The following is a 25,868-nucleotide window of genomic DNA, read 5'->3' as shown; positions in this document are numbered from 1 at the left end:
GCCGGCGTGGGCGCATCTCATCCGGGGCGACGTCATCACGTTGCACGGCAGCTCGCCCGGGACGGCGCGGATCATCGAAAAAGTGCCGCCGCGGCCCTGAGGGGACCGCGGCGGCACGGACGAGCTACTGCGACAGCAGCTGGGCGCAGCGGATCAGGCCCAGGTGCGAGTACGCCTGCGGGTGGTTGCCCAGCGAGCGCTCGGCGACCGGGTCGTACTCCTCGGGCAGCAGGCCGGTGGGGCCTGCCGCGTCCACCATCTGAGCGAACAGCTCCTCGGCCTCGGTGCGCCGGCCGGTGAGGAGGTAGGCCTCGATCATCCACGCGGCGCACAGGTGGAAGCCGCCCTCGTCGCCCGGCAGGCCGTCGTCGCGGTGGTAGCGGTAGACGGTGCTGCCGGAGCGCAGCTCGGCCTCGATGGCGGTCACCGTGGACTGGAAGCGCTCGTCGGTCGGGTCGATGAGGCCCGCCAGGCCCACGAACAGCGAGGCGGCGTCGAGGTCGTCGCCGTCGTAGGCCGTGGTGAACGACTGGACCTCGTCGTTCCAGCCGTTCTTGAGCACGTCCGTGGCGATCGTGTCGCGCAGCGGCACCCAGGACGGGTCCAGCTCGCGGCCGAACTGCTCGCCGAGCTTGATCGCGCGGTCGATGGTCAGCCAGCACATGACCTTCGAGTACACGTGGTGGCGCGGCGCGTGCCGTTCCTCCCAGATGCCGTGGTCGGGCTCGTGCCAGCGGCGCGACACGGCCTCGGCCATCGCCTGGACCATCGCCCAGTCGTTGTCCGACAGCGAACCGCGTGCGGTGGCCAGGGACACGACCAGGTCGACGACCGGGCCGAACACGTCGAGCTGCACCTGCTGGTTCGCGAGGTTGCCGACGCGCACCGGGCGCGAGCCCGCGTAGCCGGGCAGCGTGTCGATGACGGCCTCGGCGCCCAGCTGCGTGCCGTGCAGCGTGTAGAGCGGGTGCAGGCGCTCCGGGCCGGGGATGGTCTCCAGGACGCGGTGCAGCCACGCCAGGAAGCCGTCGGCCTCGGCGTACGAGCCGACCGACACCAGGGCGGAGGCGGTCATGGCACCGTCGCGCAGCCAGCAGTAGCGGTAGTCCCAGTTGCGGACGCCGCCGAGCTCCTCGGGCAGCGACGTGGTGGCCGCCGCCATGATCGAGCCGGAGTCCTTGTGCACCAGGCCGCGCAGCGTCAGCGCCGAGCGCAGCACCAGGTCCGTCTGCACGGTCGGGAGCTTCAGCCCCGCCGCCCAGTCCGACCAGTAGCTGGCCGCGAGGTCGCGGCGCACCGACTCGTTCAGCGGGTGCTCGGAGATGTCGTCGGTGCCGCAGCGCAGCTCCAGCAGCACCGGTGCGCCCTCGCGCGGCCGGACGACGGCGCGGGCCGTCTCCTGGATGCCGTCCGAGGTGATCTCCCAGTCGACGCCGGGGGACCGCAGCACCATCGGGTCCGACGTGCCGACGACGCGCAGGCCGTCGCGCTCGCGGAGGAACCGGACCGGCACCTGCCCGAACTCGGGGCGCGGCGCGAACGTGATCACCGCGTTGGTGGAGCCGGAGATGCGGCGGACGAGGTCCGTGCGGTGCGACGCCAGGTTGTGCTCCAGGTAGTCGGTCACCAGGAGCCGCGACCAGCGCGTCTCGACGATCATCGTGCCCGGCAGGTAGCGCTGGCCCAGCGGCAGCGACCCGTGCTCCGGCTTGATCGAGAAGTGGCCGGCGGCCGGTCCGCCGAGCAGGTCCGCGAAGATCGCCGCGGAGTCCGGCTCGGGGTGGCACAGCCAGTTGACCTTGGCGTCGGGCGTCACGAGGGCCACTGACCGCTCGTTGGCGAGCATGGTCAGGCGCTCGATCGGCACGGCTTGGTCGCCGTGCAGCCACGCCCGGCGCTCCTCCAGCAGGAACGCGAGCACGGTGGCCACGTCGGACGGGTCGTTCACGTAGTGCTGGGCGAGCGACTCGCCCGCGCCGACCCGGATGCCCAGGTCGGGGCCGTGCAGGCGAGCGAACGCCTTCTCGTCCGTCACGTCGTCGCCCAGGAAGATCGCCGCGGTGGCGCCGACCTGGTGGCGCAGGATGTCGAGCGCCTGCCCCTTGTTGGTCTCGACGACGGCGAGCTCGATGACGGCCTTGCCCTCGGTGACCTGCACGCCGTCCCACGTGCACGGGCCGGAGCGGACGGCGGAGAGCACCGCCTCACCGATGGCCTCGGTGGCGGCACGGCGCACGTGCACCGCGACCGAGGCGGGCTTCACCTCGAGCTGGACGCCTTCCTGGCCGTCGGCGATCTCTTCCAGTTCGGCTTCGAGCCGGCGCAGCAACGCCTTGGCGTCGCCGTCCAGCGCGTGGACGAAGCCGACGTCGAACTCGGAGCCGTGCGACCCGACGAGGTGGACCTCGCCGGGCAGTCGGGACAGCGTGGCCAGGTCGCGCAGCGCGCGCCCGGAGATCACGGCTGAGGTGGTCTCGTGCAGCGAGGCCAGTGAACGCAGGGCGTTCACCGACTCCGGGAGCGGGCGGGCTTGTTCGGGGTCGGCCACGATCGGAGCGAGTGTTCCGTCGTAGTCGCTGGCTACAAGTAGTCGCGGGGTCCGCGCGAGCTGGCAGATCGCTCGGCGCAGTTCGGCGGGGAGGGCCTCGGCGGTCAACGCCCCTCCTGGAGCACTCGATGGGTCAGGGGATCTGAAAGGATTCAGACCGAGGTCTGCGTGCCCAACGCCTCCAGGAACGACCTCGCCCAGCGGTCAACGTCGTGGGTGAGGACTTGGCGGCGCAGCGCGCGCATCCTACGGCGGCCTTCGGCTGGATCGATGTCGAGGGCGGCCTGCAACGCGTTCTTGACACCGTCCAGATCATGGGGGTTCACCAAGAACGCACTGGTCAGTTCTGCGGCGGCGCCGGCGAACTCGCTGAGCACCAGAGCTCCACCAAGATCATATCGGCAGGCCACGTACTCCTTGCACACGAGGTTCATTCCGTCCCGAACGGGCGTGACGACCATGACGTCCGCCGCGCTCATGAACGCGACGAGCTCCTCGCGGTTCACCGACTGGTGCAGGTAGTGCACGACGGGCTTGCCCACGCGGCCGAACTCGCCGTTGATCCGCCCGACGGACTGCTCGATGTCCTGCCGCATCGTCTTGTAGTGGTCGACCCGCTCGCGGCTCGGCGTCGCGAGCTGGATCATCGCGACGTCCTCCGGGTCCACGCGGCCGTCCGCGATCAGCTCGTACAGAGCGCGGATGCGGACGTCGATGCCCTTCGTGTAGTCGAGGCGGTCCACGCCGAGCAGGATGCGCTTCGGGTTGCCGAGGTCCTCTCGGATCTGCCTCGCGCGGGCCTGCGTCTCCTTGCGCCGGGCGACGGCGTCGAGGCCCGCGCTGTCGATCGAGATCGGGAACGCGCCGACCCGCACGGTGCGGTCACCGACCTGCACGACACCGGGCCGGGTGCGCACGCCGACGGTGCCGCGGCTCGGCTCCAGGCCGACGAGGCGGCGGGCCAGCCAGAGGAAGTTCTGCGCGCCGCCGGGCCGGTGGAAGCCCACCAGGTCGGCGCCGAGCAGGCCTCGGATGATCTCCGTGCGCCACGGGAGCTGCATGAACAGCTCGACCGGCGGGAACGGGATGTGCAGGAAGAAACCGATCTTGAGGTCGGGCCGCTGCTCGCGCAGCATCGCCGGCACCAGCTGCAGCTGGTAGTCCTGCACCCACACCGTCGCGCCCTGCGCGGCCACCTTCGCCGTCGCGTCGGCGAAGCGCTGGTTGACCCTCACGTAGGTGTTCCACCAGCGCCGGTGGAACGCCGGCTGGGCCACGACGTCGTGGTAGAGCGGCCAGAGCGTGCCGTTGGAGAAGCCCTCGTAGTAGTCCTCGACCTCCCGGGCCGAGAGCTCGACGGGGTGCAGCAGCAGGCCGTCGTCCTCGAACGGCGCCACCTCGGCGTCGGCGATGCCGGGCCAGCCGACCCAGGCGCCGCTGTGTGAGCGGAGGAACGGTTCGAGCGCGCTCACCAGTCCGCCGGGGCTGTGCTTCCAGCGCTCTGTTCCGTCGGGCAAGCGCTCCAGGTCGACCGGGAGCCTGTTGGCCACGACTACGAATTCCGCCCCGTTCTCGCCAATGTCCATGCTCACAAATGCCCACGTTAGTGCTGATGCGAACGTGTCGCGTGTCGTGTAACGGCCGTCACAAGGAGGTTCACTCCAATCGACGCTTCGTGGGCTTCAGGGGCCCGGACAGGCGCGGCCCGGCGAACTTGCGCTCCAGGCGGCCCAGCCCGGTGCGCACGGGCTGCGCCAGGTACTCGCCGAACACGACACCCCCGGCGAGGGCGAGGGCGATGCCGCTGGCGAAGACGAGGGTGCTCAGACCGGCCGGGTCACCTTCCGCCGTGAGCTGGAACAGGCCCCGGTAGGTCGTCCAGCCGGGTAGCAGCGGCACCACGCCCGCCTGCACGACGACCAGCGTCGGGATGCGCAACCGGCGGGTCAGCGTCGCGCCGCCGAACCCGGTGATCGCGGCGGCCACGGCCGACGCGAGCAGCGCGTCCAGCCCGGCGCTCGTCACGAGGCCGTAGGCGGCGGTGCCGATCCCGCCGGAGAGGGCGGCGGCGACGAGCGCGCGGGGCCGGGCGTAGCAGGCGAGCGCGAAGAACGCGCTCGTCGCCGCCCCGGCCGCGAACTGCATCGGCACCGCGGAGATCAGGGCCGGCAGCGGGTCGCTGAGCTTGATGTCGAGCCCGAACCTGACGGCGGCGCGGATCGCCAGCGCGACGCCCGCGATCAGGCCGGCGCTGAGCAGCACCGTCTCGACCGTGCGGCCCGCGGCGGTGACGTTGTAGCCGGAGATCGCGTCCTGCACGGTGCTGACCAGCGCGAGCCCGGACAGCAGCACGACAATCCCGACGGCTACGAGCAGGCTCGGCCGCACCGGCAGCAACCCGGTCGCGTAGACGGCGAGCGCGGCACCCGTGCCGAGCGCACCACCGACCAGCTGCTGGAAGAAGAACGGCAGCGCGCGGCGGTTCAGCAGCCGGCCGACCCGGTCGACCACCGCGGTGATGGCCGCGGCGGTGAGCGCGAGCACCAGCCCGCCGCCCACGAGGAACGCCACGGAGGCGGCCATCCCGCCCCACGCGGCGGTCGCCACCCAGCGCGGGTACGGGTGCTTGGCGTTGACGATGTCCTCGAGCCGTGCGTGCGCCTCCTCGATCGGCCCTGGGTTGCGCACGAGCTGCTCCACGTCCGCCAGCCGGGTGTAGTCGAGACCGCGCTGCCGGACGACGCGGATCGAGGTGATCGGCAACGCCTCCGTGCCGCGGTGGCACGACACGCTGATGGAGGTGTAGATCACGTCGACTTCGGTGTGCGGCAACCCATAGCTCTCGGTGACGGAGAGAATCGTCGCTGTCACATCGGCCGCACCGGCTCCGCTGGCCATTTGGACCTCACCGATCTTCAAGGCGAGATCGAGTACCAGGTGAACCGTGGTGTCGTCGGGCAGCGCGGGGCCGTGCAGGCTGTTCGCGGAAATCTTGCGCACCTCCGTCGAATGATCGTGACGGGACTTCGGCTGTTGCTGTGTCATCGGCCACCTCCGATCGGGCGACCTGAAAAGGAGGACATGATCACTGTCCGTTGGTTACCCTCCTGACCTGGTCAAGGCGGTCGTCGCGACGCTTTGGGCCACTCAGTTGGTTGGTCCGACTCCGGTCGGAGCAATCCGATCACACTGAGAGCAGACCGTTCGCCGCAGGTAGCACCCGCAACGGGCGCTTACGATGTTCGCGAACGCGGGCCGGCCGGCGTAGCTCAATTGGCAGAGCACTCGCCTTGTAAGCGAAAGGTTAGGGGTTCGATTCCCCTCGCCGGCTCTCGGGAAGACGGGGGTTCGCCCAGGTGGGCGGGCCCCTGTTTCATTTCCGCCACCGCGCCCGCCAGTTCCTGCGAACGGGCCGCGTGCCGCCCGGTGCGGCGAAGGGCCCGCGGGGGATCCGCACGACCCGGCCTGCTCCGGTCGCCCACCGTCCCGCTGCGCCGTTCGCCAGTTCGCACGTCGGTGTGCGACCGGATCTCACCGGTGTGATCGCCGGATCCGCCGCAAGACTGATCCTGTTCACCGGTGAACAGGCGTCCGTGACACCGGGGAACCGGTGCCACGGGCATCGCGCCGAGGTGGTCCTCGTCCTGCTCTGTTTTGTCAGGACATGACATTGTGGGACCCATGTCCTACCTCGCGGATAGCGCGCGCTACGACCAGATGACGTACCGGCGGACGGGACGCAGCGGCCTCAAGCTGCCCGCCATCTCGCTCGGCCTGTGGCACAACTTCGGCGGTGACCGGCCGTACGAATCGGGCCGGGGCATCGCGCGGAGGGCGTTCGACCTCGGTGTCACGCACTTCGACCTCGCGAACAACTACGGCCCGCCCTACGGCTCGGCCGAGATCACGTTCGGGCAGATCCTCGAGGACGACCTCCGGCCCTACCGCGACGAGCTGGTGATCTCCACGAAGGCGGGCTACGACATGTGGCCGGGCCCGTACGGCGAGTGGGGCAGCCGCAAGTACCTGCTGAGCTCGCTCGACCAGTCGCTCACGCGGATGGGGCTCGACTACGTCGACATCTTCTACTCGCACCGGTTCGACCCGGAGACGCCGCTGGAAGAGACGATGGGCGCCCTGGTCAGCGCCGTGCAGCAGGGCAAGGCGCTCTACGTCGGCATCTCGTCGTACTCGCCCGCCAAGACCCGCGAGGCGGCCCAGCTGCTCAAGAGCGCCGGGGTGCCGCTGCTGATCCACCAGCCGTCGTACTCGATGCTCAACCGCTGGATCGAGCCGGAGCTGCTGGACACGCTGGAGGAGGTCGGCGCGGGCTGCATCGCGTTCTCGCCGCTCGCGCAGGGCATGCTGACCGACCGCTACCTGAACGGCATCCCGGAGGGGTCGCGCGCCACGCAGGGCAAGTCGCTGTCGACGGACCTGCTGAGCGAGCAGAACCTCGGCCGCATCCGGGCGCTCGACGAGATCGCGAAGTCGCGCGGGCAGTCGCTCGCGCAGCTCGCGCTCACCTGGACGATCCGCGACCCGCGCGTCACGTCGGCGTTGATCGGCGCGTCGTCGGTCGGGCAGCTGGAGCAGAACCTCGCGGCCCTGCAGGCGCCGCCGCTGACCGACGACGAGCTCGCCGAGATCGACAAGCACGCCGTCGAGTCGGGCATCGACCTGTGGGCCACGTCCTCGCGGGCGGAATGAGCTAGCTCGCGTGCCGGGGGAGGCGGATCGTGAAGACCGTCGACCCCGGCCTGCTGGTCAGCGCGATCGTGCCGCCGTGCGCCTCGACCAGCGACTGGACGACGGCGAGCCCGAGGCCGCTGCCGCCGCGCTGGCGGGTCCGCGAGTCGTCCACCCGGTAGAACCGGTCGAAGATCCGCGCCTGGTCGGCCTCCGGGATGCCGGGACCGGTGTCGGCCACGCGGATCACCGCCCAGCCGTTCTCGGCCGTCACCTCCACCGACACCGCGGTGCCGGCGGGGGTGTGCACGGCCGCGTTGGTCAGCAGGTTGTCGAGCACCTGCCGCAGGCGCGTCGGGTCGGCGGTCATGGTCACCGTGTCGGCGTCCAGCGACAGCTCGTGGGTCTGCCGGGCCGCGCGGAACGCGTCGGCGGCCGCCTCGGCGACCACGGACAGGTCCACCTCCTCCGGGCGCAGCGGCGGTTCCGACTCCGCGGAGTCCAGGCGCGCCAGCAGCAGCAGGTCGTCGAGCAGCACGCTCATGCGCGACGCCTCCGACCGCAGCTTCTCCAGGTGCTTCTCGCGTTCGCCGGGTTCGTTGGCCGCCGCGTACTTGAAGAGGTCGGCGTAGCCGCGCAACGAGGTCAGCGGCGTGCGCAGCTCGTGCGAGGCGTCGGCGATGAACCGCCGCAACCGTTGTTCCGCCGCCGTGCGCGCGGACAACGAGGAGTCGATGTGCGCGAGCATCTTGTTGAACGCCTCGCGCAGCTCCTCGACCTCCACGCCGCCGCCACGTCCGTCCACCCGCGCGTTGAGGTCGCTGGAGTCGGTCAGGTCGTGCGAGGAGATGTCGTGCGCGGTGTCCGCCATGTCCGACAGGGGGCGCATGCCCTTGCGGATCAACGCCTGCCCGCCCACGACCAGCGCGACGAGGGCGGCCAGGAACGCGATCACGCTGACCGTGACGAGCTGGGAGATCGTGCCGTCGCGGTCGGTCATCGGGGCCGCGCTGACCACGATGAACTCGTCCTGGACGATCTGGCAGGCGCGCAGCCGGAACTTGCCCTCGCCGCGCAGGTACTCGGTCTGGAACCCGTCGGCCGTCAGCGCCTTCTTCGCGAGGGCGTCGAACTCCTCGCGGTCCTGCGGCTGCTGGTCGCCGGGCAGGGGCGTGACGCCACCGTTCTCGATCTTGTAGACGACCGCGAACCAGTCCGGCGGGATCTTGGTGACCTTGCCGTAGTACTCGACCTCCTTGGCCGCGCCCTGCTGGCTGATCACCATCTGGTCGTCGAGGCGGCGGTCGAGGAACGACTGCATCGACGCGACCATCACCCAGCCGACGATCACGAACACCGTCAGCGCGAGCGCGCCCAGCGCCAGCGCGAGCCGGGTGCCGAGCCGCCAGTCGCGCAGCGGCTTCCAGGCGAGCTTCATCGCGGGCTCACTCCGCTGCTCGGCGGAGCACGTACCCCACACCGCGCACGGTGTGGATCAACGGCTCGCGGCCGTCGTCGAGCTTGCGGCGCAGGTGGGAGATGACCAGTTCGACCACGTTGGACCGGCCGCCGAAGTCGTACTCCCACACGTGGTCGAGGATCTGCGCCTTCGTGAGCACGGCCGGGGAGCGCCGCATGAGGTACCGCAGCAGCTCGTACTCGGTCGGCGTCAGCGTCGCGAGCTTGCCGCCGCGGCGGACCTCGCGGGTGTCCTCGTCCATCACCAGGTCGGAGACCTTCAGCACCGACCGCTTCCACGACGGACCGGTCGAGCGGCGCAGCACTGCCCTCAGCCGGGCCATGAGCTCCTCGACCGAGAAAGGCTTCACGAGGTAGTCGTCGCCGCCTCGGGTGAGACCCGCCACGCGGTCCGCGGTGCCGTCACGAGCGGTCAGGAAGACCACGGGCACCATCGCGCCGGCCGACCGGAGCCGATCGAGAACGGTGAACCCGTCCAGGTCGGGCAGCATGAGGTCGAGCACCACGATGTCCGGCTGGAACTCGGCCGCCTCCCTCAACGCCTCTTCGCCGTTGAGCGCGGTCGCGGCCTGCCAGCCCTCGTAGCGGGCGACGGTCGCGACGAGGTCAGCGATGTGCGGCTCGTCGTCCACGACGAGCAATCGAACCGAGTTGCCCTTGTCCACGTGCTCATGGTGCGTCACCCGGTGGCTCCCCCGCTCGATCGACAGGAAGTCGACAGCGCGGGCAAAGGGGAGCCACAGCCGCGGCGCAGAGGATCGACCACGACCGCCGGAGACCGCCCGACCGAGGAGCCCGCCGTGACGACCACCCTGCAGCACCCCGCCCGACCGGCCCAGGCCGGCCGGGCGACGCCGCACAAGGTGCTGGCCAAAGCCGGCCTCTACGTGTTCCTCCTGGCCAACGCGGCGTTCGTGACGTACCTGTTCACCGCGGCGGGCGTCGGCTCGAACAAGCTGGTCAACTTCGGTCGGCTCGCGGGCCTCTACGGCGCGCTCGCGATGGCGTTCCAGCTGCTGCTGGTGGCGCGGCTGCCGTGGCTCGACCGGCGCCTGGGCATGGACAAGCTCACCTCGTGGCACCGCTGGGTCGGCTTCACGATCTTCTGGATGCTCGTCGGGCACCTGGTCTTCATCGCGTTCGGCAACGCGGGCCCCGAGGGGCCGATCGCCGAGGTCGTCCGGCAGGCGACCGAGCTCGAAGGCATCCTCCGCGCGCTGGTGGCGTGGGCGATCATCATGGTCGTCGGCGTCGTCTCCGCCCGCTTCGCGCGGCGCAAGATGGCCTACGAGACCTGGCACTTCATCCACCTCTACACCTACATCGCGATCTTCCTCGCGTTCTCGCACCAGGTCGCGGTCGGCAGCACGTTCCACAAGTCCGCGCTCGCCACGGGCTACTGGTGGGGCCTCTGGGCGTTCGCGCTGGGCTCCGTCCTCATCGGACGCGTCGTGCTCCCGCTGTGGCGCAACTGGCGGCACCGGTTCCACGTGGCCGCCGTCGTGCCCGAGGCGCACAACGTCGTTTCGGTCTACATCGAGGGCAGGGACCTCGACCGGCTCGGCGCCCAGGCCGGCCAGTTCTTCCTCTGGCGGTTCCTCACCAAGGACCGCTGGTGGCAGGCCAACCCGTTCTCGCTGTCCGCGGCGCCCAACGGCAAGTACCTGCGGCTCACCGCGAAGGCGCTCGGCACCGGCAGCGCGGACATCCGCAATATCCAGGTGGGCACCCGCGTGTTCGCCGAGGGCCCGTACGGCGCCTTCACGACCATGCACCAGACCAAGCCGAACGCGCTCCTCGTCGCGGGCGGTGTCGGCGTCACGCCGGTCCGCGCGCTGCTGGAGGAGATCAAGGGCCACGTCGTGGTGCTGTACCGGGTCAGCGACCCGAGCGAGGCGGTGCTGCTGCGCGAGATCGAGGGCCTCGCGAGGGCCAAGGGCGCGGTGCTGCGCCTGGTCACCGGCTCCTCGAAGACGATCACCCCGAACGGCCCGCTGCTCGGCCCGGAGAACATCGCCGCGCTCGTGCCGGACGTGCAGGACCGCGACGTGTTCATCTGCGGCCCCGGCGGCATGACCGACGCGGTGATCACGAGCCTCGACGAGCTGGGAGTGCCCGGCAACCAGATCCACGCCGAGCGCTTCGCGCTGGCCGACTGAAAGGGTCCGACGACGTGAAGAGGGCAATTCCCGTCCTGGCGCTGAGCGTGGCCGGTCTCGTCCCGGTCTGGCTCTACTCGCCGGCTTCCGGCCACGAGGGCGAGATCAGCGAGGTCGCCGCACCGGAGACGCAGCAGCAGACCCAGCAGCAGACGGCACCCCCGACCACCCAGGCCGCGCCGAAGACGACGCAACGCCGCCAGCAGCAGACCACCCAGCAGCAGACCACCCAGCAGCAGGCCCAGAACCGCAGCGTCTCCGGGCCCGCGGTGAACACGTCCGAGGGCACCGTGCAGGTGCAGGTGACGTTCCAGGGCACCAAGATCGTCGACGTGAAGGCGTTGCGGGCGCCCAACAGCAACCCGACCAGGACGGCGCTGCCGCTGCTGCGCGAGTCGGCCCTGAAGGCGCAGAGCGCGGACATCGACACGGTGTCCGGCGCGACCGCGACCTCCGAGGGCTACAAGCAGTCGCTGCAGGCCGCCATCGACGGGGCGAGGTAGGGATGTCCGTGCGGCGCGTCGACCACGTCATGGGCCTGCCGATCTCGGTGGACCTGCGTGACGGGGACGCCGCACTGGCCGAGCGGGCGTTCGCCTGGCTGCGCGAGGCGGACGCCCGGTTCTCGCCGTTCAAGCCCGACAGCGAGGTGTCCAGGTTGGACCGGGGCGAGCTGACCGGGGAGGAGCTCACCCCGGACCTGGTCGAGGTGCTGTCGCTGTGCGACTGGTACGAGCAGTCGACCGGCGGCGCGTTCACGGCGCGGGTGCCGGGACGCGGGCTCGACCCGTGCGCGGTCGTGAAGGGCTGGGCCGTGCAACGCGCGGCGGACGTGCTGCGCGAGGGCGGCGCCACGTCGTTCTGCCTCAACGCGGGCGGCGACGTCGTGACGGCCGGCGAGCCGGAACCCGGAAAGCCCTGGCGCGTGGGCGTTCGGCATCCCGACCTCGCCGACCGGCTGAGCGTCGTGCTCGGCGTGCGCGACGGAGCCGTTGCCACGTCGGCGTTGTACGAACGCGGTCAGCACATCCTCGACGGCCGCACCGGGCAGCCCGTGACGGGGTTGATCTCCGTCACGGTCTTCTCCGACGACCTCGCGATCGCGGACACCACTGCCACAGCGGCGTTCGCGCTGGGCAGGGAGGGGATCGAATGGGCTGCGGCACAGGAGGAGTGCGAGGTCTTCATCGTCGACGAAGATCGTCGCGTGTACTCGAGTCCTGGACTTCCCGTACACATCTGTTAACATGCTCGCCCAACGGAGCCTTGACTCCGGGGCACGTTTTCGTTGATCAAGAGCTGGATCGGAGCTCGCGCTCGGGGCAAGTCCCGGCCTGCTGTCGACCAACTGCTCGTGCGAGAAAGCCTGCTGTGTTGCGAATTCGGGAGCGCAACCCAGCAGGCTTTTTCTGTGTCAGGCGTAGCGGTCCTCGTTGAAGTCGAGGTTGACCGCGGACATGCCGAGGTCGCGTCCCATCGCGTCGAGCACGTCCACCATCTCGAGGCCCATCAGCCAGTCGCGGGGCAACGCGTCCGTGCCGTGCAGCGCGCCGAGGATGTTCCCCGTCAACGCCGCTGTGGCGTCGCTGCCGCCGGAGTGGTTGGCCGCCGCGCGCATCGCGTCCACGAACTGCGCCGGCTTCGGGTGCGTCAGCACGGTGTAGACCGCTATCGCCAGCGCCTCCGGACCCGTCCAGCCGCTGCCGAGCCGGTCGACGCGCACGGGCGACTGGCCGTCGTGCTCCTCGGCCAGCACCACGGCTCGCGTGAGGACGGTCGCGGTGTAGGTGTCGTCACGCAGCACCCGGCCGATGACCTGGTCGACGGCCTCGCGCACCGGCCTGCCCTTCACGGCGAGCAGGTGCACCAGCAGCGCCAGCGCGCCACCGGACACCCAGCCGCCCGTGCCGCCGTGCGTCAGCGCGGCGAACCGGCAGCCCAGGTCGTACGCGATCGCCGCGGACGGCGCGAAGCCCGCCGGAGCGGTGCGCGTGACGCCGTTGCAGCCGGACGACTCGTTGTGCGGGTTCTCCGGAGTGGACGGTGTCTCGGCGGCCAGCGCGCGCAGGCACGTCAGGCCCGGCGAGCGGCTCTCGTACAGCCGTTCGTCGGCGAGCAGGCCCACGGCACCCTGCTCGGGAGCCGGTTGCTGCTGGGTGACCAGCCACCGCCGGTAGCTGTGCCAGACCGTCTCGATCGGCTGCCACTCGCCGGTGCGCTTGCCGCGCACGTACGCGCGCAGGTAGCCGTCGGCGGTGAAGAGGGTCAGCTGGGTGTCGTCGGTGAACAACGCGGGCTTCGGAGGTCCCAGGACGCCCTCGGGGCCGTGTTCGCGCTGGATGTCGGCCCAGCCGAGGTACTGCACAGGAGCACCGAGCGCATCACCGAGAGCGCCGCCGAGGAGACACCCGGCGCCGCGGTCAACCACGGAGTTCCGATCTCGCGGCACCCGTGAACAGTAGCGTCCCGCGAACTCGGGCCGCACTTGTATCTGGGACGGCCCCCTGCCCACCTGTTGGAGTGACGAGGTCAGCACGGGAGAGGGAGGGGCATGCGGAGCAAAACCGGACTCGAGTTCGGCGTGCTCGGTCCACTCCAGGTGCTCGCCGACGGACGGCTCGTCCAGCTGGGCCGCCGCGGCATGCGCGGGCTGCTGGCCATGCTGGTCGTCGAGGCGAACCGACCCGTCTCGATCGACCGGATCGTCGACGCGCTGTGGACGGACTCGCCTCCGGCCACGGCGCGCACCATCGTGCACGGTTACGTCTCGCGGTTGCGCAAGGTGCTGGAGGAGGCCGACCCGTCAGCCTCCGCGACCATCCGCACCACGCCGACGGGGTACCAGCTGACCGTGGACCCGTGGCGTCTCGACCTGCACCGCGCCCGGCAGCTCGTGGCGTCTGCCCGCGGCAAGCCCGCCGCCATCAGGGCGGGCTTGCTGCGCGAGGCGTTGGGTCTGTGGCGCGGCCCGGTGCTCGTGGACGTACCGGGCGACCCGATGACCTCGGGACTCGAAGAGCTGCGGCTGTCGGCGCTGGAGGAACGCATCGACGCCGAGCTGGAGCTGGGCCGCCACCTGGAGCTGGTGGGCGAGCTGCGCGGGCTGTGCACCGAGTACCCGTTCCGGGAACGCCTGGTCGCGCACAGCATGCGCGCGCTCTACCGGTCCGGGCAGCGCGCCGACGCCCTGGAGGCCTACCAGCGGTTCCAGCGCCGTGCCGTGGACGAGCTGGGCATCGACCCCGGACCGCAGCTGCGGCTGCTGCACGAGCAGGTGCTGCGCGACGACCCGGCGCTGAGCGTGGTCGGCCCCGTCGAGTCTCGTCCCGTCGCACCGAGGGCGGGGATCGTGGCGCCCGCGCTGCTGCCCGCGTCCGCGTCGAGGCTGTTCGGCCGGGACGACGACAAGGCGTGGCTCGACACCGTCTGCGCGGCCAGGAACCTGCTCGCGACGACCGTGGCCGTGCTGACCGGTGCGCCCGGCGTCGGCAAGAGCGCCCTCGCGATCACGTGGGGGCACGAGAACTCCGAGATGTTCCCGCACGGCGTGCTGTTCGCGTCGCTCGGCGACACCGAGCCCGGTGAGGTGCTGACCAGGTTCCTCGTGGCGCTGGGCGTGCCGGCGGACGGCGTGCCGGTCGCGGTGCAGGACCGCGTCGGCCTGTACCGCTCGTTGCTCCACCGCCGCCGCGTGCTGGTGGTGCTGGACGACGCGACGGCCTTCGACCAGGTGCAGCCGCTGCTGCCGCCGGGGTCGGGCTCGGTCGTGCTGGTGACGTCGCGGTCCCAGCTCGAACGGCTCGTCGTCACCCACAGCGCCCGCGTGCGCAAGCTCGGCCCGCTGGACGACGACGCCGCCCGCGAGCTGGTCGACGACGTGCTGGGCAAGCCCCTGTCGTCGGAGGACCCGGTGGCGGCGAAGAAGCTCGCGGAGCTGTGCGGCGGGCTGCCGCTCGCGCTGCGGGTGGCGGCGGCGAAGCTCGTGATCAGTCCGGAGTGGACTGTCGAGGAGCTGGTGGGGGAGCTGGCCGACGACGGTCAGCGCCTGCGCGGCCTCGACCTGCCCGAGGCCGGGGTGGGGGTGTCGCGCGCGCTCGACCTCTCGACCCGCGACCTGCCGTCCGAGCTGGGTGAGGTCTTCCGGTCCGTCGGCCTCGCGCCCGGCCGGTGGATGTCGTCGCACGCCGTGGCGGCGCTGACCAGCACCCGCGTCGAGTCGGCCCGTGACCGGCTGGCGCAGCTCGTCGAGGTGAACCTGCTCGTCGAACCGTGGCCGGACGGGTTCACGATGCACGAGCTGGTCCGGCTGTACGTGCGCGGGGTCGGCCGTGCGGACCTGGACTCGTTGCGGCGCCTGGTGAACTACTACCTGGTCGTGTGCGACCACGTGCGCCGCGCCATCCGGCCGGCGCGCGACGGGCTCGACTTCGCGTTGCGGGACAACGGGTCCACGGCCCTGCCGGCGTTCGAGGACCCGGTCGACTGGTTCGACCGGGAGTGGCCCAACATCGTCGCGGTCGTGCACGCGGCCGCCGAACGGGGCCTGCACGACCAGGTGTGGCAGCTCGTCCGGCTGCTGCACCACTACGCGACCGTGCGCGCGCTCACCGGCGAGTGGGTGGCGCTGGTCGGGTTCGGCCTGGCCGCGGCCGAGGTGACGGGGAGCCGCCTCGGCCAGGTCCTGATGCTGGACACGACCTACACGACGAACGCCCGGCTGGGACGACCCGTCCTGCTGCCGGACGCGCGCCGTGCGCACCGGCTCGCGATCGAGCTGGGGGAGCGCCAGTACCTGGTGCTGACGCTCGCCCAGCTCGCCGACGTCCTGTTCCGCCTGCAGCTGCACGACGAGGCGCTGCTGCACTTCTGGGAGTCGGTGCAGCTCGCCCAGCAGTCCGGCGACACCGTCGGCGAGGCCCACGGCCTCAACAACGTGGCGCAGGTCGAGCAGGCCCGCGGCCACGTGGACGTCGCCCTGCGGCACCAGGCCAACGCCGTCGAGGTGTACCGGCGCTCGGGCGACCAGGTGGCGTTGATCCGAGGCCTCGCGAACCTCGCCGAACTGCACCTCGACGCGGGAGACCTCGAACAGGCCGAGCTGCTGGCCCGCCAGGTCGTCGACCAGGCCGCCGTCGCCGAGGTGCTGTACCTGGAGGGCTTCGGCCGCCACGTCCTCGGCGGCGTGTTGCTCCGGCGGGCGGAATGGGTTGCTGCGGCAGCGGAATTGACCGAGGCGCTGCGCCTGTACTCGCAGGTCAACTCAGCCCGCGCGGTCGAGGTGCGGGCTCTTTTGGACTCGCTGTCGTCCGAGGTTTAGCGGGCGTTTAGTCATCTGGTCCCAAAACATGGGATGTTGGACGTGCGGGCCGCCGAGTGGGGGATTGCCGAGGGGGTGAGGCGCCCGCACCGGAAAGGGCCCGACCGGCATTCGGGGGAGAGTGCCGGTCGGGCTTTCCGCTCCTAGCCGTAGTTCTCCTCGGTGCACCGCGCCAACGGCAGCAGTTCCGGCCGCTTCGGCGCCAGCCCGTCCCCCATCGACTCGCCCCGGAGCGTGCGGCCGATCCACGGCACGACGTACTCGCGCGCCCACTTCAGGTCGGCCTTGCGCTGGGTCACCCAGTCCGCCTGCTGGAGAGCGGGCCACGGCTCGTTCCAGGAGGGGCTGTCGATCAACCCGAGCACCTCCGCGGCCTTGAGCGCGACCCGCCGGTGACCTTCCGGTGAGAGGTGCAACCTGTCCTCGCCCCACGCGCGGCGGTCGTGCAGCACGTGCATGGACCACAGGTCGACCATCCGGCAGTGGTAGCGCTCGGCGATCGACCACAGGTGCGAGTTGTAGATGGCGATCTTGCCGCGCAGGCTCCTGAGCAGCGGGGTGGCCCGCGTGTCGAAGCCGGTGAAGATGAGGACGTCCGACCCCGCGGCCCGGAGGTCGGCCACGGCCACCTCGTAGACCTCGGCGACCGCGTCGGGATCGCTGTTCGGCAGCATGATGTCGTTGCCGCCCCCGCAGAACGTGACGAGGTCGGGCTTGAGGGAGATCGCGAGCGGCACCTGCTCGTCGATGATCTCCTGCAGCATCTTGCCCCTGACCGCGAGGTTCGCGTACCGGAACTCGGGTGCGTTCGCGGCGATCATCCCGGCCAGGCGGTCGGCCCAGCCGACGTAGGTGTCGCCGGGCCCCGGGTCGTCCATGCCCTCGGTGAAGCTGTCCCCCAGGGACACGAGACTGTTCCATCGCAGCAGCACTACATCCCCCTTCGCTCTCCGCCGGGCCTGCCCTGCCCGGCGGGGTCCTGCGTTCGTCCGCCGGGCCTGCCCGGCCCGGGCGGGGTGTCGCCCGGCCGCGGGATCCGTCCGTCCGCTGTGGCGGTTCCGCGGATCCTGCTCCGCCGCGGTTCGGCTCCGCTGCCGAACCGCTGCGGCGGTGTTGCGGCCGCCGTCCGCGGGCTCCCATCCGCGGGCGACTGGTTAGCATGCACAACGAACCCCTGGTTACGCCACCGTCGGTTACGGCATCGTAGGTTTTGTCGCAGTGGGTGACGATTCTTTTACCACTCGATCGAGGGAAGCTGGAGAGCATTACGGGAGATTCGTCCCACTCGGTCGCTACCTTCTGCCGGGTGCGATCTGGTTTGCCGCTTCCGTCTCTTTGCGTTGGTGTCGCGCTCGTCACAGCCGGGGTGGTCGCCGGGCTGGTGATCGGCGGGTTCCCCGGTGCCGCGCCGGGTGGCGGGAGCGACGGTGGGCCCGGTGAGCCGGAGGTGGCCCAGATCGGCGGGGACCAGCCGCCGATGGAGTTCGTGCCCTCGTCCGGTGCGGTCCGGCCCACTCGGGGGAGCGGGGCGGTTGTCGTCACCCCGCCGCGTCACTCGCACCCCGTGGTCACTCCTGAGGGGAGTGCGGCTCGGGAGAGTTCTGGGGCGGTGGCGGCGGAGAGCGTCGTGGGGACGACCGTGTTGCCGCCTGAGGTTGCGCCCTTGTCTTCCGGGGTTCTGGCGTCTGAGGTTTCTTCTGTGGTGGCGCCGGTTCCGTAGGTGGAGCGGCTGGAGAAGACGGCTCGCGTTCGGCATCGCGTGCGGCTCGTGTTCGCTCTGACGGCTCGGCTTCGCCTTCGCGGGTGGTCTTGGGTTTCCGTTGTGGACGCCGGAAACCCCTGCGGGCCTGGCGCGGTCGGTTTGCGGGGGTGTGGGCCTTTCCGAGGGGGCGCCGCCGCCGATGCCCCCTCGGAAAGGGGTGGGACCACTGCTCGGGGCGCCGCCGCCGAAAGCCCCGAGCAGTGGGCTGGGCCGTCTCAGGAGGCGCCGCCGCCGGTCTTCCCCCTGAGACGGGGCTGTCTACCCGCTGGCCACCACGTCCAGGGTGGCTGCCGGCAGGTGGTCGTTGTAGGCCGAGCGCAGCCTCAGCTCCGCGCTCGGCGAGGCTCCGATGTGGTCGAGGCCCAGGAGTGCCGCGCCCACCACCGGTGGCACGTCGACCAGGCGGACCTGGGCCAGCGGGGCGGCTTCCGCGATCCGCCGGCTGACCGGGCCCACGACCACGTCGCCGGTGTTCGTGAGGACCCCGCCGCCCAGCACGACGTCGACGGGCTCGTCCATCAGGTCCAGCTTGCGCAGGGAGACGGTGGCGAGGAGGACGATCTCCTCGATCAGGCGGTCGATCTGTTGCAGGGCAACGGAATCGCCCTGTGCGGCCACCTCGAAGACCAGCGGGCAGAGGGCGTGCGGGTCCAGTTCGAGCTCCTCGAAGTGGATCTTCTCCACCACGGTGAGGATCGAGGTCTCGCCGTAGTGCTCCAGCAGCGCGGGGAGCAGCAGGGTGGGCCGGCCCCGGCCGTCCTCCGCTCGCACCGCGTGCCAGAGGGCGTCGTTGCCCAGTTGGCCGCCGCCTCCCCAGTCGCCGGAGATGGCGCCCAGGGCGGGGAAGCGGTGGGTTCGGCCGTCCCGGGCCACGCCCACCGCGTTGATGCCCGCTCCGCACACGACCGCCACACCCCCGGCGGCGGCGGTGCCCGCGCGGAGCAGGGCGAACGTGTCGTTGCCGACGAACGTCGTGCGTGACCAGCCTCGCTCGGAGATCGCTCGCGTCAGGTCCTCCTCCTCGCGGGGCAGGTCTGCTCCCGCGAGGTAGGCGGACGTGTGCGCGGCGATCGGCTCGTCGGGGGACAGTCCCGCCTGAGCTGCGGCCTCGCGTGCCAGTGCCTCGAACACGTCGAGTCCGCGCTTCATGCCCACGGTCTGCGGCGGGGCGCCGGGGCCGCGCACCTGCGCGAGCACCTTGCCGTCCGCGTCGACCAAGAGCACCGCGGTCTTGCTGTTCCCGCCGTCGATGGCGAGCACCCGGTCGGTCATCGTCGTCAATTTCCCCTCACCCACGGCAGCAGGTCGCGGTTCTGCGCGATCAGCTCGTCGGCCAGCTGGTCCGCGATCGCGTGCTGACCGATCAGCGGGTGGGCGAGCAGCGCGTTCGCCACCCGGTCCCGGCCGCCGTGCCTCGCTGCTTCCAGCGCCAGGTACTCGTACGCGGTGACGTGCGAGATCAGGCCGGAGATGGACGGTTCCACGGGACGGACGGGCAGCGGTGTTCCGCCGTTCGAGTCCACTGTGGAGGACACCTCGACCACGGCGTCGTCGGGCAGGAAGGGCAGCGAGCCGTTGTTCTGCACGTTCACGACGTGCCTCTCGGCTCCCTCGCCGCCGGTCAGCGCGTGCACCAGCTGCACGGCCGCCTCGGAGTAGTACGCGCCGCCGCGCTGCCCGAGCTGCTCCGGCTTCGTCACGACCGACGGGTCGCCGTAGATGTCGAGAAGCTCCTTCTCCACGGCGGCGACGACCTCTGCCCGAGGCGGCTCGTTCAGCTGCTTCTTCACGACGGCGTCGTGGTTGTAGAAGTAGTTGAGGTAGTACGACGGCACCATGTTCAGGCGCCGCATCAGGGCGCCGTCGATGCCGATGTGCTCGGCCAGACCCTCGACGTGGTCCCGCAGGAGCTCCGGCAGGCGGTCGACGCCGTCCACGTACACCCCGCGTTCCCACGTGAGGTGGTTCAGGCCGACGTGCTCCAGCTCCACGGTGGACGGGTCGACGCCGAGCAGGGCGGACGTCCAGCGCTGGAACGTGATCGCCACGTTGCACAGGCCGATCGCCTTGTGGCCCTCCTGCAGCAACGCGCGCGTCACGATGCCGACCGGGTTCGTGAAGTTCACGATCCACGTGTCGGGGCCGGCGAGGCGGCGCACCTGGTCCGCGATGTCCAGGACCACCGGCACGGTCCGCAGGGCCTTGGCGAGGCCTCCCGCGCCGGTGGTCTCCTGGCCGACGCACCCGCAGGTGAGCGGGAACGTCTCGTCCGAGGCGCGCGCCTTCTGCCCGCCGACCCGCAGTTGCAGCAGGACCGCCGACGCGCCCTCGACGCCCTCTTCGAGCGACGAGGTGGTGCGGACCCTCGCCGGGTGACCGGCGTGGTCCAGCAGGCGCTGGCTGAACGGGCCGACGATGCCGAGGCGGTGCTGGTCCGGGTCGACGAGGACGATCTCGTCCACCGCCAGGCTGGTGCGACGACCGGCGATGCCGTCGACCAGCTCCGGTGTGTAGGTGGACCCGCCACCGACGACGGTGAGTTTCACCCTTTTACCCCCGTGAACGTGATTCCCTTGACGAACGACTTCTGGGCGAAGACGAAGAGGACGACGGCCGGGACCATCGTCAGGAACGTCACCGCCATCGACGAGTTCCACTGGACGATGTGCATGCCCTTGAACGTCGCCAGGGCCAGCGACAACGTCCACTGGTCCTTCACCTCGCCGGTGTAGAGCAGCGGGCCGAAGTAGTCGTTCCAGGTGAAGAGGAAGCAGAACAGCGCGGTGGCCGCGATGCCGGGCTTCGCCATCGGCACGATGATCCGCACCAGCGCCTGGAACTCCGAGCAGCCGTCCACCCTCGCCGCGTCCACGTAGGACTGCGGGATGGTGAGCATGAACTGGCGCAGCAGGAAGATGCTGAACGCGTCGAACAGGAAGTACGGCACGATCAACGGCCACAGCGTGCCCGTCAGGCCCAGCGACGACCAGGTGTCGTACAGCGGCACGGCCACGACCTGCGGTGGCAGCATCATCGCGCCGATGACGAGCAGGAACGCGAGGTTCCGGCCGCGCCACTGGAGCTTCGCGAGCGCGTAGGCCGCCGGGATCGACGAGATCAGCATGCCCGCGGTCGCGAGGAGCGAGTACGTGAGGCTGTTGACCAGGTACTGCAGCAGCGGCGCCTTGTCGAAGACCTCGACGAAGTTCTCCCAGTGCCACTCCGCCGGCCACAGGTTCGAGGTGAACGCCTGGTCGTCCGACATCACCGCGGTGAGGAAGACGAACACGACGGGTGTGGCGAACATCAGGCCGAGCGCGAGGCCGATGGCGTGGGTCGCGACCCAGTTCAGGAAGCTGCCGGTGGAACGCCCGCGGCGCGGCTGCTCCGGTTCCGCGGGGACGTCGACCGGCGGTTTGGTCAGCGTGGCGGTCATGCTCCCGGACCCCCTTCCTCAGCCGTGGAGTTCTTGCGCATCCGCTGGACCAGGACGATGGTCACGGCGAACGAGATGACGAACAGGACCGTGGCCATCGCGGCCGCGTAGCCCATGTCGAAGTAGCGGAAGCCCTGCGTGTACAGGTAGACCGGGAACGTCAGCGTGGAGTTGTCCGGGAAACCGAGGTACTTGGTCGACCCGGTCGCGTCCGCCGCTCCCGAGCCGGCCGACCCCGCGACGACCGCCTGCGTGAAGAGCTGCAGCGCGAGGATCACCGAGTTCACGACGCCGAACAGCAGCACCGGGGAGATCGTCGGCAGCGTGACGTGCCACCAGCGCCGCACGGGGCCGGCGCCGTCGAGCTCGGCGGCCTCGTACTGCTCCTGCGGCACGTCGAGGATCGCGGCGAGGATGATGATCATCAGGTCGCCGGAGATCCACAGCATGATCGCGGTGATGCCGGGCTTGGCCCACGCCGGGTCCGAGAACCACAGCGGCGAGTCGACGCCGAACCAGCCGAGGACGCTGTCGACCGGGCCGCCGTTGGGGCGCAGCACCATGAAGAACACGAGCGTCGCGGCCACCGGCGGGGCCAGGGACGGCAGGTAGCAGAGCGTCCTGATCAGGCCGACGCCCGACTTGAGACGCGCGATGACCGATGCCACGCCCAGCGCGAACACCGTCCGCGTGATCGTGAGCACCACCACGAACCAGAGCGTGTTCGCGATCGCCTTGGTGAGCAGCGGATCCTTGAACATGAACTCGTAGTTCGCGAGCCCGTTGAACTCCGGCGGGTTGATCAGGTCGTACTTCGTGAAGCTGAAGACGACCGTGGCGACCAGCGGGTAGCCGAAGAACAGGACGAAGCCGATGATGGCCGGGGCCATGAACCCGAGCACGGCGAGGCGGTGCCGGGCACGCGCCCGCCCCCGGCCGGGGGCGGGCCGAGCGCCAACGGAGGCGGTCATCGCGCGAATCCCTACTTGCCGCTCTTGGCGATCTGGTCGTCGATGTTCTTGTCGACCTCCTTGAGTCCTGCCTCCAGGTCGGCGACCTTGCCGGACTGGTAGGAGACCGAGAAGTCCGTGACGGCCTTGATGTGCGCGTCGCCGATCGGGGTGACGGGGTTGCCCTTGAGCTTGTCGCTCTTGGCGAGGTCGATGAACGTCTTGAACTGCTCGTCCACCTCGAGCCTCGGGCTCTCCATGGCGGCCTTGGTGCTGGGGACGTTCTTGATGGCGTTCGAGAGGTCGACGATCGTGTCGGTGTCGAACGACAGGTGCTTGATCAGCTCCCACGCGGCGCCGGGGTTCTTGGCGCCCTTGGGGATGCCCATGATCGTGCCGGTGGTGAAGGCGGTGCCGTAGTCGGCGGGCTTCAGGGTCGGGAACGGGGCGGTGCCGAACTTGATCTGCGGTGCCTGCGCCTTGAGGAACGCGGTGCGGTACTCACCGTCGATCATGATCGCGATCTTGCCCTGGTGGAACGCGTGGTCGGCCGAGTACTCCTGGCCGAGGCCCGCGCGGAACCGCTCGAGGGCGTCGTAGCCGTAGAAGTCGACGAGCTTCTTCTGGAACTTCAGCATCTCGCCGAAGCCGGGTGAGCTCGCGAGCGAGGACTTGCCGTCCTTCTCCCACTCCGCGCCGAACGACGGCGCGAGGATGGTCGGGCGGTTGGCGTAGAAGCCCATCGTGGGCAGGTAGCCCGCGACCTCGATGTCGCCGTTCGGCGCCTTCTTGGTGGCCTTCACCGCCGCGTCGTACAGCTCGTCGAGCGTCTTCGGCGGTGCCGTGATGCCGGCCTCGGCGAGCTTGTCCTTGTTGAAGTACATGGCGTACACGTCGGTGAGCATGGGCATCGCGCAGCGGTTGCCCTTGTACTCGGTGTACTCCTGGACCGCGGGGGAGATCTGGTTCAGGTCGACCTTGTCGCGCTCGATGTAGGACTTGAGCGGCTGGAACGCGCCGGAGGAGCAGAACTGGCCGATGTTGTCCGTGGTGAACGACATCGCGACGTCCGGTGTGTTGCCCGACCGGATGCCCGCGGTGATCTTGTCGTCGTCCTGCGAGCCCTCGTGCTTGATCTCGATGTTCGGGAACTTCTCGTTGAAGGTCTTGAGGGCCTTGGTGACCTCCACGAGCTCGCGGTCGGAGTAGTTGCTCCAGACCGTGAGCGTGAGCTTGTCGTCCTTGCCAGGAGCAGCCGCGGCGTCGGAACTCGCGCCGCCGCCCTTGCCCGCCGCACACGCGGTGAGGGTCAGCGCTGCGGCGACACAGAGCAAGGCAGCACGGGTGTGCTTGCGCATGTGCACTCCTTCTCGATCAACGTGGGGACCCGGCGGCCACAGGGCCGCGGAATGGAGCCGTGGTGGCTGCCGGCAGGCCGAACACCTGCTCGCGCGCGAAGGCCAGGGCCGAGTGCAGTGCGCCGCTGCGCACCGGTTTCCCGGTCACCAGTGCCAGCTGGACGGGAGTCCTCGGCACCACCAGTTGCCGCAGTTCCGCGGCAACGAGATCGTTCAGCGTGGTTCCGCCCGCCTGGGCGATGTCGCCGGACAGGAGGACGAGCTCCGGGTCGAGCACCGCGACGACGCCGGCCACGCCGGTGGCCATCCGCCGGGCGAGGTCGCCCAGGAACTCCCGGCCCGCGGGTCCCGCGGCCAGCGCCTTGCGCACGGCACCGTGGCCGTTGCGCGCGGGGAGTCCGTGGGCCCTGGCGAGCTTGCAGATCGACGTGCTGCTGAGCAGTTCGCCGAACGTGCCGCCCGAGCGGTCGGTGCCGGTGTCGGCGTACGCGCGGTCGGGGATCATCAGCCCGTCGATCTCGCCCGCGCCGCCGGAAGCGCCGTGCAGCAGCACCCCGTTGACGACGACGGCGGCACCGACGAGGTCGGCGGGCCAGATGACGACGAAGTCGCGCACCTCCGCGGCCCGCCCGGCGACCATCTCCTCCAGCGCGACGAGGTTGACGTCGTTCTCGACGCTCACCGAGGTCGCGAGCCGTTCCCGCAGCCGGCCGGGAACGTCGAAACCGCTCCAGCCGGGCAGGTGGGGTGCGTAGCCGAGCTCGCCGTTGGCGGGGTTCACCGCTCCCGGACAGCCCACCACGACGTGCAGCAGCTGGTCGGGGCTCAGGCCCGCCTGACCGCACGCCTTGCCCACCGCGCTCACGAACGCGTCCAGCACGCCGTGCTTCACGGGCATCGGTGCCTTGTGCTCGGTGAGCACGGCGCCGGAGATGTCCGCGATCGCGATGTCGACCGTCTCGGGGGTGAGGTCGACAGCGGCGACGTGCGCGAGCGCCCCGTTGACCGACCACAGCTGGGCCCGCGGCCCGCGCCCGCCGCCGCGCAGCCCGTCGCGGACCACGGTGCTGGCGGTTTCGAGCCTGGTGAGCAGCTGTGCGGTCGCCGGCTTGGAGAGACCGATCAGGCCCTCCAGCTCCGACCTGGTCAGCGGCCCGTTGCGCAGCAGAGCCTCGATGGCCGCGCGGTCGTTGATCTCCCGCAGCAGTCGTGGGCTTCCGGCACGCACGGGTCCGCTCCTGTCTGTTAACTTTCCAGACGATTTTCGCAGACGGTAGTGACCTGGTTCACCGCGGTCAATCCCCGATACGGGTCCGTTACCTGACTTAGGTTCACCTAAGGCACTCTGGAACCATGACGGACGTGCGCCAGGAGTCGCTCGCATCACTGCTGGGAGGCCGGGGCGGCGCCCTCGACGCCTCCCTGCCGCCGGTGGCGTTCGTCGCGGGCTGGTTGCTCTCCGGCCACTCGATCGGCGCCGGCGCGGTCGCGGCGGTCGTGTGCGGCGTGGTGATCGGGGTCGTGCGGTTCATCCGCGGCCAGAAGCCCCGGGCCGTCGTGTTCTCGGTCCTGGCCGTGGTGGCGGCGGCGCTGATCGCGCTCTACACCGGACGCGCCGAGGACTTCTTCCTGGTCCAGCTGCTGTCCAACGTGGCCTCGGCCCTGGCCTGGGCGGGCTCGATCGCGGTGCGCTGGCCGCTGCTCGGCGTCGTCGTCGGAACCCTGCTGGGCCAGAAGGCGCGCTGGCGGCGGGATCCCGCCCTGCTGCGCGCCTACTCCGTCGCGTCCTGGCCCTGGGTCGGGCAGTACGTGCTGCGGGTCGCCGTCTTCACTCCACTGTGGCTGGACGCGCAGGTGTACTGGCTGGCCACCCTGCGTCTCGCGCTGTCGTGGCCGGTGCAGATCGTCTGCGTCCTGGTGTCGGGGTGGGTGCTGCGGAAGGCGCTGCCCGCGGGGCACCCCGGGTTCCGGCACCCGCAGGTGCCGGAGTCGGCCTCTTAGGACAGCGTCACCGCGAGGGCGGAGCCTGCTCCTGCGGGGAGGCCGGCTGGTCCTGCTGCGGCGGGAAGTGCTGGGGGTACGGCTGGGACACGTGCTGCGGCTGGCCGTGCAGGTGCTGTTGGTGCAGGTAGTACTGCTGCTGAGCCCACTGCTGCTACCGCTCGCGTTG

At 70.5% G+C, this 25,868-nt stretch carries 19 protein-coding genes and 1 tRNA gene; 7 read left to right on the top strand and 13 right to left on the bottom strand.

What is annotated here, in order from left to right; genetic code table 11:
* Nucleotides 1–124: 124 nt before the first annotated feature.
* The 3 genes from otsB to V1227_RS26090 form a co-directional block, all read right to left on the bottom strand.
* The gene (otsB, locus tag V1227_RS26100; protein ID WP_329788101.1) at nucleotides 125–2,656 is read right to left on the bottom strand and encodes a trehalose-phosphatase; all 2,532 of its coding nucleotides are present in this window, start codon (nucleotides 2,654–2,656) and stop codon (nucleotides 125–127) included.
* A 44-nt stretch (nucleotides 2,657–2,700) separates the two neighbouring features.
* On the bottom strand, nucleotides 2,701–4,134 hold the full coding sequence (locus V1227_RS26095) for an alpha,alpha-trehalose-phosphate synthase (UDP-forming) (RefSeq protein ID WP_329794115.1): 1,434 nt from the start codon (nucleotides 4,132–4,134) through the stop codon (nucleotides 2,701–2,703).
* A 70-nt stretch (nucleotides 4,135–4,204) separates the two neighbouring features.
* Entirely contained in the window at nucleotides 4,205–5,593 is a 1,389-nt protein-coding gene (locus tag V1227_RS26090) for a threonine/serine ThrE exporter family protein (RefSeq protein ID WP_442916367.1), read from the bottom strand.
* A 213-nt stretch (nucleotides 5,594–5,806) separates the two neighbouring features.
* Between V1227_RS26090 and V1227_RS26085 the strand changes: the two genes are divergently transcribed.
* A tRNA-Thr gene (locus V1227_RS26085) sits at nucleotides 5,807–5,879 on the top strand.
* A 350-nt stretch (nucleotides 5,880–6,229) separates the two neighbouring features.
* Nucleotides 6,230–7,258 (top strand): L-glyceraldehyde 3-phosphate reductase, encoded by a 1,029-nt coding sequence (gene mgrA / locus V1227_RS26080; protein ID WP_329788099.1) that lies wholly within the window; start codon nucleotides 6,230–6,232, stop codon nucleotides 7,256–7,258.
* Nucleotide 7,259: 1 nt separating this feature from the next.
* Here mgrA and V1227_RS26075 read toward each other — a convergent pair whose 3' ends face one another.
* Both V1227_RS26075 and V1227_RS26070 read right to left on the bottom strand, forming a co-directional pair.
* A complete protein-coding gene (locus V1227_RS26075; protein ID WP_329788098.1) occupies nucleotides 7,260–8,675 on the bottom strand; it encodes a sensor histidine kinase in 1,416 nt (471 codons plus the stop codon).
* A 7-nt stretch (nucleotides 8,676–8,682) separates the two neighbouring features.
* Complete coding sequence (locus V1227_RS26070; protein ID WP_374236914.1) at nucleotides 8,683–9,399, bottom strand: response regulator transcription factor; 717 nt, start codon at nucleotides 9,397–9,399, stop codon at nucleotides 8,683–8,685.
* Nucleotides 9,400–9,516: 117 nt separating this feature from the next.
* Here V1227_RS26070 and V1227_RS26065 point away from each other — a divergent pair, with 117 nt between their 5' ends.
* The 3 genes from V1227_RS26065 to V1227_RS26055 are packed head-to-tail and all read left to right on the top strand — an operon-like array spanning nucleotide 9,517 to nucleotide 12,121.
* A complete protein-coding gene (locus V1227_RS26065) occupies nucleotides 9,517–10,875 on the top strand; it encodes a ferredoxin reductase family protein (protein ID WP_442916366.1) in 1,359 nt (452 codons plus the stop codon).
* 14 nt (nucleotides 10,876–10,889) lie between these two features.
* Nucleotides 10,890–11,378 carry an FMN-binding protein gene (locus V1227_RS26060; RefSeq protein ID WP_329788097.1) on the top strand — a complete coding sequence of 163 codons (489 nt, stop codon included), beginning with the start codon at nucleotides 10,890–10,892 and terminating at the stop codon, nucleotides 11,376–11,378.
* Between the two features lie 2 nt (nucleotides 11,379–11,380).
* Nucleotides 11,381–12,121 carry an FAD:protein FMN transferase gene (locus V1227_RS26055; protein ID WP_329788096.1) on the top strand — a complete coding sequence of 247 codons (741 nt, stop codon included), beginning with the start codon at nucleotides 11,381–11,383 and terminating at the stop codon, nucleotides 12,119–12,121.
* A 168-nt stretch (nucleotides 12,122–12,289) separates the two neighbouring features.
* On the opposite strand, the gene V1227_RS26050 is transcribed toward V1227_RS26055, so the two are convergent.
* Nucleotides 12,290–13,324 (bottom strand): ADP-ribosylglycohydrolase family protein, encoded by a 1,035-nt coding sequence (locus V1227_RS26050; RefSeq protein ID WP_329788095.1) that lies wholly within the window; start codon nucleotides 13,322–13,324, stop codon nucleotides 12,290–12,292.
* Nucleotides 13,325–13,426: 102 nt separating this feature from the next.
* Between V1227_RS26050 and V1227_RS26045 the strand changes: the two genes are divergently transcribed.
* A complete protein-coding gene (locus V1227_RS26045; RefSeq protein WP_329788094.1) occupies nucleotides 13,427–16,192 on the top strand; it encodes an AfsR/SARP family transcriptional regulator in 2,766 nt (921 codons plus the stop codon).
* A gap of 143 nt (nucleotides 16,193–16,335) precedes the next feature.
* Here the strand turns inward: V1227_RS26045 and V1227_RS26040 are convergent, their stop codons facing one another.
* The 7 genes from V1227_RS26040 to V1227_RS26010 all read right to left on the bottom strand — a co-directional run bounded on the left by V1227_RS26040 (nucleotide 16,336) and on the right by V1227_RS26010 (nucleotide 24,926).
* Nucleotides 16,336–17,100, bottom strand: coding sequence for an SGNH/GDSL hydrolase family protein (locus tag V1227_RS26040; protein ID WP_329788093.1), 765 nt, complete (start codon nucleotides 17,098–17,100; stop codon nucleotides 16,336–16,338).
* 1,112 nt (nucleotides 17,101–18,212) lie between these two features.
* Nucleotides 18,213–19,226, bottom strand: coding sequence for an N-acetylglucosamine kinase (locus V1227_RS26035; protein WP_329788092.1), 1,014 nt, complete (start codon nucleotides 19,224–19,226; stop codon nucleotides 18,213–18,215).
* A 5-nt stretch (nucleotides 19,227–19,231) separates the two neighbouring features.
* Complete coding sequence (locus V1227_RS26030) at nucleotides 19,232–20,500, bottom strand: 6-phospho-beta-glucosidase (RefSeq protein WP_329788091.1); 1,269 nt, start codon at nucleotides 20,498–20,500, stop codon at nucleotides 19,232–19,234.
* Nucleotides 20,497–21,390 carry a carbohydrate ABC transporter permease gene (locus V1227_RS26025; protein ID WP_329788090.1) on the bottom strand — a complete coding sequence of 298 codons (894 nt, stop codon included), beginning with the start codon at nucleotides 21,388–21,390 and terminating at the stop codon, nucleotides 20,497–20,499. Before V1227_RS26025 ends, V1227_RS26030 begins: the two co-directional genes overlap by 4 nt.
* Entirely contained in the window at nucleotides 21,387–22,361 is a 975-nt protein-coding gene (locus tag V1227_RS26020) for a carbohydrate ABC transporter permease (protein WP_329788089.1), read from the bottom strand. Before V1227_RS26020 ends, V1227_RS26025 begins: the two co-directional genes overlap by 4 nt.
* 11 nt (nucleotides 22,362–22,372) lie before the next feature.
* Entirely contained in the window at nucleotides 22,373–23,698 is a 1,326-nt protein-coding gene (locus tag V1227_RS26015) for an ABC transporter substrate-binding protein (protein WP_329788088.1), read from the bottom strand.
* A 16-nt stretch (nucleotides 23,699–23,714) separates the two neighbouring features.
* On the bottom strand, nucleotides 23,715–24,926 hold the full coding sequence (locus V1227_RS26010; RefSeq protein WP_329788087.1) for an ROK family protein: 1,212 nt from the start codon (nucleotides 24,924–24,926) through the stop codon (nucleotides 23,715–23,717).
* A gap of 125 nt (nucleotides 24,927–25,051) precedes the next feature.
* On the opposite strand from V1227_RS26010, the gene V1227_RS26005 reads away from it, so the two are divergent.
* Complete coding sequence (locus tag V1227_RS26005) at nucleotides 25,052–25,699, top strand: DUF3159 domain-containing protein (RefSeq protein WP_329788086.1); 648 nt, start codon at nucleotides 25,052–25,054, stop codon at nucleotides 25,697–25,699.
* Nucleotides 25,700–25,868: the final 169 nt, after the last annotated feature.

Source organism: Lentzea sp. DG1S-22, from assembly GCF_036321065.1.
Taxonomy (GTDB): domain Bacteria; phylum Actinomycetota; class Actinomycetes; order Mycobacteriales; family Pseudonocardiaceae; genus Lentzea; species Lentzea jiangxiensis.
This window is presented reverse-complemented; position numbering and strand designations above follow the sequence as displayed.

Bases quoted from the DNA above. Each gene is read 5' to 3' on its own strand.
- V1227_RS26095 (WP_329794115.1), bottom strand. From the start codon at position 4,134: ATGGACATTGGCGAGAACGGGGCGGAATTCGTAGTCGTGGCCAACAGG.
- V1227_RS26090 (WP_442916367.1), bottom strand. From the start codon at position 5,593: ATGACACAGCAACAGCCGAAGTCCCGTCACGATCATTCGACGGAGGTG.
- mgrA (WP_329788099.1), top strand. From the start codon at position 6,230: ATGTCCTACCTCGCGGATAGCGCGCGCTACGACCAGATGACGTACCGG.
- V1227_RS26075 (WP_329788098.1), bottom strand. From the start codon at position 8,675: ATGAAGCTCGCCTGGAAGCCGCTGCGCGACTGGCGGCTCGGCACCCGG.
- V1227_RS26055 (WP_329788096.1), top strand. From the start codon at position 11,381: ATGTCCGTGCGGCGCGTCGACCACGTCATGGGCCTGCCGATCTCGGTG.
- V1227_RS26045 (WP_329788094.1), top strand. From the start codon at position 13,427: ATGCGGAGCAAAACCGGACTCGAGTTCGGCGTGCTCGGTCCACTCCAG.
- V1227_RS26035 (WP_329788092.1), bottom strand. From the start codon at position 19,226: ATGACCGACCGGGTGCTCGCCATCGACGGCGGGAACAGCAAGACCGCG.
- V1227_RS26025 (WP_329788090.1), bottom strand. From the start codon at position 21,390: ATGACCGCCACGCTGACCAAACCGCCGGTCGACGTCCCCGCGGAACCG.
- V1227_RS26020 (WP_329788089.1), bottom strand. From the start codon at position 22,361: ATGACCGCCTCCGTTGGCGCTCGGCCCGCCCCCGGCCGGGGGCGGGCG.
- V1227_RS26015 (WP_329788088.1), bottom strand. From the start codon at position 23,698: ATGCGCAAGCACACCCGTGCTGCCTTGCTCTGTGTCGCCGCAGCGCTG.
- V1227_RS26005 (WP_329788086.1), top strand. From the start codon at position 25,052: ATGACGGACGTGCGCCAGGAGTCGCTCGCATCACTGCTGGGAGGCCGG.